Origin of the sequence: Ideonella azotifigens, assembly GCF_006519715.1 — a bacterium.
In the GTDB taxonomy this organism is placed as follows: Bacteria; Pseudomonadota; Gammaproteobacteria; order Burkholderiales; family Burkholderiaceae_C; genus Ideonella; species Ideonella azotifigens.
In genome coordinates this window covers 1-4,479 of the sequence record NZ_VIDT01000466.1, presented here as the reverse complement: position 1 = coordinate 4,479, position 4,479 = coordinate 1, and the positions used below count along the sequence as shown (strand labels likewise).

Annotated in this window: 4 protein-coding genes and 1 riboswitch; of the genes, 2 read left to right on the top strand and 2 right to left on the bottom strand. The window is 66.6% G+C overall.

Annotated features, from left to right (window positions below):
- Positions 1-1,769 (bottom strand): sensor histidine kinase (locus FKP22_RS22025; protein ID WP_233446930.1); only part of this gene is annotated, 1,769 nt, incomplete at its 3' end.
- Positions 1,770-2,062: 293 nt separating this feature from the next.
- On the opposite strand from FKP22_RS22025, the gene FKP22_RS22020 reads away from it, so the two are divergent.
- Positions 2,063-2,620, top strand: coding sequence for a hypothetical protein (locus tag FKP22_RS22020; RefSeq protein ID WP_141289830.1), 558 nt, complete (start codon positions 2,063-2,065; stop codon positions 2,618-2,620).
- 84 nt (positions 2,621-2,704) lie between these two features.
- Here FKP22_RS22020 and FKP22_RS22015 read toward each other — a convergent pair whose 3' ends face one another.
- Entirely contained in the window at positions 2,705-2,995 is a 291-nt protein-coding gene (locus tag FKP22_RS22015; RefSeq protein ID WP_141289829.1) for a hypothetical protein, read from the bottom strand.
- Between the two features lie 249 nt (positions 2,996-3,244).
- A riboswitch (guanidine-I (ykkC/yxkD leader) is annotated at positions 3,245-3,346 on the top strand.
- A gap of 57 nt (positions 3,347-3,403) precedes the next feature.
- On the opposite strand from FKP22_RS22015, the gene FKP22_RS22010 reads away from it, so the two are divergent.
- A complete protein-coding gene (locus FKP22_RS22010; RefSeq protein WP_141289828.1) occupies positions 3,404-4,441 on the top strand; it encodes an ABC transporter substrate-binding protein in 1,038 nt (345 codons plus the stop codon).
- The last annotated feature ends 38 nt before the right edge of the window (positions 4,442-4,479 follow it).

Here is a 4,479-nt window from a genome sequence, read left to right as displayed (position 1 = left end):
CTGAAGCAGCTGCCCTGACCAGGCTTGCTGTGCAGCGTCATCGTGCCGCCCAGGCGCTGCGTCAGTTCACGCGAGATCGACAGGCCCAGCCCGGTGCCACCGAACTGGCGGCTGGTCGAACCATCGGCCTGGCGGAAGGCCTCGAAGATCACCTCGTGCTTGTCGACCGGAATGCCCACCCCGGTGTCGCGCACCTCGAAGCGCACCGCGCCACCGGCCAGCGGCTTCAGCGCCAGCGTCACCTTGCCGCTGACGGTGAACTTCACCGCATTGGCCAGCAGGTTCTTCAGCACCTGCTGCAGGCGCCGGCTGTCGCTGAAGATGTGCTCGGGCAGGCCCTGGTCCAGCACCACCTCGAAGCCCAGGCCCTTCTTCTCGGCCAGCGCGGCAAACACCGTCTGCAGCCGCGTGGCCAGCTCCTGCAGCGGCACGCGCTCGCGCTGCAGGTCGGCATGGCCGGCCTCGATCTTGGACAGGTCCAGCACGTCGTTGATCAAGGCCAGCAGGTCGTTGTTGGCATCGAAGATCGCGCGGGCGAAGCGCACCTGCTCTTCGCTGAGCCGGCCGTCCTTGTTGGCCGCCAGCAGCTGCGAGAGGATCAGCGAGCTGTTCAGCGGCGTGCGCAGCTCGTGCGACATGTTGGCCAGGAACTCGGACTTGTAGCGGCTGGCCGCTTCCAGCGCCTCGGCATTCGCCTGCAGCGCCGCCTGCGACTGCAACAGTTCCTGCTGCTTGTCGGCCATGGCCCGCGCGTGCAGCGCCAGCTGGCCGTTGACGCGCTCCAGCTCGGTCTGCTGCGTCTCCAGCTCGGCCTGCGACTCGCGCATGATGCGGCCCTGCTCTTCAAGTTCCTCGTTCGACACGCGCAGCTCTTCCTGCTGGGCCTGCAGTTCCTCGGCCTGGCGCTGGGTTTCCTCCAGCATGGCCTGGCGCTCCAGCCGGTAGGCGGCGCCGCGCAAGGCCAGGCCGACCACTTCGCTGATGCCGCGCGCCAGTTCCTCGCAGAGTGCCAGGTCCAGCTTCGCGCGCGCCACGCCGAGTTCGATCACGCCGACGTTGCGGCCCTCGGCATGCAGCGGCATCAGCAGCAGGTGCTCCGGCAGGCTGCGGCCCAGGGCGGACTGCAGCCCCAGGTGGCCCTGCGGCGCCGGGCTCAGTGCATTGAATCGGTCCTGGCGTGCGGCCTCGCCGAGCAGGCCGTCCTGCAGCGTGAGCGTCGCCGGCAGCGTGGCCAGGTCAGCCGCGTGGCTGCCAAAGCGCCGCAGCCTATCACCGTCACGCCGATAGGCCGCCGCCACCGAAGGTGTCAGCCAGCCACACAGCATCGCGCAGCTGACCTCGCCCACCTGCTCTATCGTCAGCTCGCCGGCCAGGCGCTGCGCCAGTGCCGATTCCGCCTGCTGCAGCCACAGCTGCCGGCGAATGGCTTCGCGCTGGCCCAGCACCTTGGAGATCACCACCGCCATCACGATGAAGGCGGTCGATCCCATGCTGCGGTTCACATACAGCAGGAACGGCGAGGCCAGGCCCGGTGGCGACCACTGCATGCCAAGGAACGTGAAAACAATGGCCAGCGCCAGCAGCAGGTAGGGCACCCAGCGCCGCCGCTGCAGCAGCGAGAGCGACAGCGGCAGCAGGTACAGCACCCATTCGGCAAATCCAAGCGGCGTCAGGATGTCGACGACCAGCAGGCCCACCTCGAACAGCAGCGCAGCGGCCAGTACCAGGTGATCGCGGCGGTCTACGGTTTGGTACGACGAAAACGGCATGTAGGCAGGCAGCAGGCAGGGGCGATGCAGAGGAATTTTTGCCGACGGTCCACGCGAAGTCTGTAGGCCGGAGCCTACATGTCGCCGCGGCGGCCACCGGTGGCAGGACCATGCGGCTCAGCGTGACACTGCGATCACGCCAAAGGACCGGCTCATCACCTGATACCCCAACGGGTGATGAAGCAGCGGGCCACGGCAAGGACAGAAGGCGGGATGTGTGGCAACTGCATGGACCCGGGCCGACCCGGGTTCACCCGCCTGCAGAGCAACCAACCTCATCTAAGGACAACATCATGAAAACTTCCAAGCTGCTGAGCCAATCCCTTGTGGCCATTGCTGCGGTCTGCTGCCTGGGCGCCGCCCAGGCCAACAACTTCAGCAAGAGCGCCTACGACGGCGCCAAGAAGGACATCGAGACGACCTACAAGGCAGAAAAGGACAGCTGCGACAAGCTGTCGGCCAATGCCAAGGACATCTGCGTCGAGCAGGCCAAGGCCAACGAGAAGGTCGCCAAGGCCCGTCTCGAATACAACTACACCGGCAAGCCGACCGACGAAGCGAAGCTGACCGAAGCGCAGTACGACGGCCGCTACGACGTGGCCAAGGAAAAGTGCGATGACCTGTCGGGCAACGCCAAGGACGTGTGCGTCAAGGAAGCCAAGGCTGCGCATGACTCCGCCAAGGCCGACCTGAAGGCGCACAAGAAGATCGTCAATGCCGAGCAGGACGCGATCGACACCAAGATGACCGCTGAATACAAGGTCGCCAAGGAAAAGTGCGACGGCCTGTCGGGCGACGCCAAGGACACCTGCGTGGCCTCGGCCAAGGCCCGCTACAACCAGAGCTGGTGAACTGACAAGGTCATGCCCCCGGCCTGACCTTCACCCGCAACAAGGCGCCGCTTCCACGGCGCCTTTTTCATGGCCCGTCGGGCTTCAGGCCGCGAGCCAGTGCCAGGCGGCGCTGTAGCAGGCCAGCAGAACCGCGGCAATGCCGAGGTTCACCAGCAGCGGCCGAAGGCCGGTGCGCAGGTCCAGCCCCATGCGGGCGCCCAGGCTGAACCACCAGACCATCACCAGCAGCGCGCCGACCTCGTCGGCGCCCACCTGCGGGTTGGCCTGCACCATTGCGGCCACGCCGCACAGCCACAAGCCCAGGCCGATCACCGAGGCTTCGGTGAAGGCCTTGAAAGTCGGCTTGCGCCATTGAACGCCAAGGATCTGCATGGGCGGGATCTTAGCGACGGCCCGCCCATCGCAAGCCCGGAACACCGGCGTCATCCCGGGTCTTTCGGGGCATTTGCGGCACACCGCCTCTGCAAGTGGCCGGTGGTGCATGCATGCCCCTCGCCGAGGCGGCAAGGGGCGGCTGACGCTTCAGCTTGGTGCCTTGCCCTGCGCTTTTTGGCGCCGAGGCCTGGCACATCGCTTGCATGCCCGTCTGCCCGAGAGGGACGGCCGAGACAGCGCCGTTCTTTGAATGGTGGCTAGGGTTCCGATCGCTTCGGCGGTGTCTGGTCCGAGAGCTGCCGGCGGGCCGCAAGGCACGTTACACGGCGGGACAAAAACCCGGGAGGCGGCTTCGTCAGAGGTCCCTCTCGCCATTCGTCCCTACAACGCCGGAGTGCCCCGCCCATGTCTTCCGTTGCCCAATTTCCCGTCCTTGTCGCCGCTCGTTCGGCGCTGCGCCGCGCCACCTTTGCAGTGGCCCTGCTGGTCTGCACGGCCGCTGCCGTTTCGCCCCAAGCGGCGCAAGCCGAGGTCAAGGTCGGGCTGTCCGACTGGCCAGGCTGGGTGGCCTGGTACATCGCCGACCAAAAGGGGTACTTCAAGAAATACGGCGCCGATGTGAAGCTGGTCTGGTTCGCCAACTACACCGACTCGATCTCCGCCCTCTCCTCCGGCCAGCTGGACGCCAACAGCCAGACCTGGAGCGACACCCTGGGCCCGCTGGCCAAGGGCATCAAGCTCAAGGCCGTGCTGGTCAACGACAACTCGGCCGGCAATGACGCGCTGATGGTCTCGCCCAAGATCAAGGGCTATCCCGACCTGAAGGGCAAGAGCATCGCGCTGGAGCAGTACAGCATCTCGCACTTCGTGCTTGCCACCGCGCTGGCCAAGAACGGCATGAAGCCGGCTGACGTGAAGATCGTCAACCTGCCGGCCGGCGACGCCGCAGCGGCCTTCCTGGCCGGGCGCGTGGACGCCGCCGTGGTCTGGAACCCGTGGGTCAACCAGATCCAGCAATCCGGCAAGGGCCGCGCCCTGTTCACCTCCAAGGACATGCCTGGCCTGGTGCCGGACCTGCTGGTGGCGCAGGAGAAGGCCATCGCCTCCAAGCGCAAGGAGTTCGTCGGCATGATCCGCGCGTGGTTCGAGGTGGAGAAGTTCGTGCGCGAGCAACCGGCCGAAGCCGCCAAGATCATGGCCAAGGTCGTCAGCATGAAGCCCGACGAATACCAGGTCTTCCTGCCCGGCACCCGCTTCTTCGATGCCGCCACCAACAAGGCCGCCTTCGACGCGAAGAACCCGCAGTCGCTGGTCGCCGTGGCACCCACCATCGCCGCCTTCCTCACCGAGCACAAGCTGATCGACGGCAAGCCCGACGCCGCCGCCGGCGTGGACGGCACGCTGCTGCAGGAGGCCCTGGGCACAGCCACCGCGGCCAAGTAAGGGGCCGCCGTGTCACAGCTTCTGCAGATCCGGCAGGC

Excerpts from the sequence above, each read along its gene's own strand:
- FKP22_RS22020 (WP_141289830.1), top strand. The coding sequence starts at position 2,063 with ATGAAAACTTCCAAGCTGCTGAGCCAATCCCTTGTGGCCATTGCTGCG.
- FKP22_RS22015 (WP_141289829.1), bottom strand. The coding sequence starts at position 2,995 with ATGCAGATCCTTGGCGTTCAATGGCGCAAGCCGACTTTCAAGGCCTTC.
- FKP22_RS22010 (WP_141289828.1), top strand. The coding sequence starts at position 3,404 with ATGTCTTCCGTTGCCCAATTTCCCGTCCTTGTCGCCGCTCGTTCGGCG.